The sequence below is a fragment of the Burkholderia sp. Ac-20379 genome (assembly GCF_017104645.1).
GTDB lineage: Bacteria > Pseudomonadota > Gammaproteobacteria > Burkholderiales > Burkholderiaceae > Burkholderia.
Window position 1 is genome coordinate 1 of sequence record NZ_JAAGPF010000713.1, and the last position, 1,243, is coordinate 1,243.

The 1,243-nt window shown below is 72.6% G+C and carries 2 protein-coding genes; one reads left to right on the plus strand and one right to left on the minus strand.

What is annotated here, in order from left to right; all coding sequences use genetic code 11:
- On the plus strand, positions 1 to 837 hold an 837-nt coding region (locus G3N92_RS34165; protein ID WP_206131887.1), incomplete at its 5' end, for a glycoside hydrolase family 16 protein.
- An 11-nt stretch (positions 838 to 848) separates the two neighbouring features.
- Here G3N92_RS34165 and G3N92_RS34170 read toward each other — a convergent pair.
- The coding region (locus G3N92_RS34170; protein ID WP_206131888.1) for a helix-turn-helix transcriptional regulator at positions 849 to 1,243 on the minus strand (395 nt) is incomplete at its 5' end.

Genomic DNA, 1,243 nt, shown 5'->3' on the forward strand with positions numbered 1-1,243 from the left:
TTGGCGCTGTGCCTGGCGCTGGCGGCGCCGCACGCGCGGGCCGGCGCGCCGCTCGAGGCCGACCGGCTCGAGCTGTGCGGCTACCACCTCGTGTTCGACGAGACGTTCACCGATTTTCGCGTTGCCGCGCGCACGCTCGGCGACGCGCGCTGGACCGCGCACACGCCGTGGAACGGCGACTTCGGCGATGCGGCGTTCGCGGATCCGGGCCCGAACGGCCCGTTTTCGGTATCGGCCGACGGGCTGGCGATCGCGGCGCGGCGCGCGGCCGACGGCAAGTGGACGTCGGGCCTGATCGCGGCGGCCGATGCGAGCGGCAAGGGCAGTGGCGTGCGCTACGGCTATTTCGAGGCGAGCCTGCGGATGCCGCGCGGGCCGGGCACCTGGCCCGCGTTCTGGCTCAGCACGCTGAAGGCGGCCAGCGATCGCTCGCCGGGCATCGAGATCGACGCGATCGAATATTACGGCCACGACGACACGGCCTATCAGTCGGCCGTTCATATCTGGTACGACGGCGCGGACAAGGCGCGGTCGCGCCACCGCTCGCGGTCGATCCCGGTGCAGCCCGGCTCGCTCGAAGCGGGCTTCCACGATTACGGCGTGCGCGTCACGCCGCGCGACATCACGTTCTATCTCGACCGCCGGCCCGTGTGGCGTCAGCCCACGCCGCCCGAGCATCGGCTGCCGCTGTTTCCGCTGGTCGATCTGGCGCTCGGCTCGGGCTTTCCGATCCGGGACACGCCGAACCCGTCGGTGCTGGCCGTGAAGGCGGTGCGCATCTACGCCGCGCCGGCCGGCGACGCGGCCGCGGCGAGCTGCAAGGGCGGCCCGGAGTAGTCGGCCCGGGATCAGCCGCGCCCCGCGGCCTTGACGGCCAGCGCGGCGGCGGCCGAACGCGTCTCCACATGGAGCTTGCGGAACAGGTGCTCCAGGTGCTTGTTGACGGTGCGCGCGGCCATGTCGAGGATATCGCCGATGTCGCGGTTGGTCTTGCCGCGAGAGACCCACAGCAGCACTTCCGCCTCGCGCACGGTCAGGCCGAAGCGCTCGATCAGCGCGGCCACCTGCGCGCCGTCGTCGGATGCCTCCAGCACGATCACCCATTCGCCCTGCGCCGGCGTGCCGGTCACGCGCGCCGAGCGGCGCACCGCGCCGTCGGCGGTCTCGTGCGCCGCATCGTCGGAGCAGCCCTGTTCGAGCCAGTCGGCGAACCAGCGATGCAGCGCGGGCGGCAACGCGGGTT